The following is a 1,391-nucleotide window of genomic DNA, read 5'->3' on the forward strand; positions in this document are numbered from 1 at the left end:
GGGAGTGTCGGAAATTTTGTGGGCAGAACAGTGAATTGTCCTGCTAGTTTCCGGTTATCCGCTCACCGTAGTGTAGGGCGAGCGTGTTGAGTATATCCTTCCATCCACTGACCTTTCCAGTGATATTCGGCCGGTTTTTGATCGGGTTTCTGACGACCAGATAAAGAACCTTGAGGGCGGCCTGCTCGTTGGGGAAATGTCCCCGTCGGCGGGTCGCCTGCCGGAATCGGGCGTTCAGACTTTCGATCGCATTCGTGGTGTACACAAGTTTCCGGATCGGTGCCGGGAACTGGAGGAACGGTGTGAATTGCTCCCAGCTGTCGCGCCAGACGGCGATCATGGCCGGATATTTGGGTTCCCACTCGGCGGCGAACTCTTCGAAAAGGGATGCGGCGGCCTGCTCCGTGGGTGCGGTGTAGATGGTGCGCAGTTCTTTGGTGATCTGGCTCCAGTGCTTTCGTGAACTGTATTTGAGGCTGGCCCGCACGAGGTGGACCACACATTGTTGGACATCGGCCAAGGGCCAGGTGTCGTTGATCGCCTCGGGCAGTCCCTTGAGACCGTCGCAGCAGACGATCATAACGTCGGCGACCCCACGATTACGCAGTTCACCCAGGACACCGGCCCAATGCTTGGCGCCTTCACCACCGGTGCCGACCCACAGGCCCAGCACGTCCCGCTCACCGGCCAGCGTGACACCGACCGCCACGTAAATCGGCCGGTTCACCACCCGCCCGTCCCGGATCTTGACGTAAATAGCATCGATCAGCACGACCGGATACACGCGTTCCAGCGGCCGCGACTGCCATTCATTCATTTCGCCGATCACCTTATCGGTGATCTTCGAAATCAGCTCTCGCGAGACTTCTACATCATAGATTTCCGACAGATGTTTCTGAATCTCTCCAGTTGTCAACCCCTTCGCATACAACGAGATGATCGACTCGTCGAAACCCTCGACTCGCCTAGCATGCTTCGGCACCATCCTCGGTTCGAATTCCGAATTCCTGTCCCGCGGCACATCGATCCGCACCGAACCCACATCGGTATGCACCGTCTTCTGCGAGCGCCCGTTGCGGTGGTTCCCGTCCCTACGGACCGGCTCGTCACCCTTGGAATATCCGAGATGCTCGTCCATTTCAGCGTTCAACGCCGTTTCCAGAACGGTTTTCGTGATCTGGGACAGCAAACCACCCGGACCGGCCAGCGACACCCCTTCTTTCCGGGCCTTGTCCACCAACTCCTGCGCGATCCGCACATCCAGACCGTCCGCTGCCGACCGCTGCTCGGCCGCCGGCGTCGACTCCTCCGACACGATGATCCCTTCCGCTGAGACAAGCCGCCTCAGCTTCTCCGATCACCGTCCCGCCCACAAGATCTCAGACAGTCCC

The 1,391-nt window shown here is 59.2% G+C and carries 1 protein-coding gene; it reads right to left on the bottom strand.

All coding sequences use genetic code 11. The features are described 5' to 3' along the window. Positions 1–43 precede the first annotated feature (43 nt). Entirely contained in the window at positions 44–1,315 is a 1,272-nt protein-coding gene (locus NM1_RS40645) for an IS256 family transposase (RefSeq protein WP_114699911.1), read from the bottom strand. Between the last annotated feature and the right edge of the window lie 76 nt (positions 1,316–1,391).

This window comes from Nocardia mexicana NBRC 108244 (assembly GCF_001613165.1).
Lineage (GTDB): Bacteria > Actinomycetota > Actinomycetes > Mycobacteriales > Mycobacteriaceae > Nocardia > Nocardia mexicana.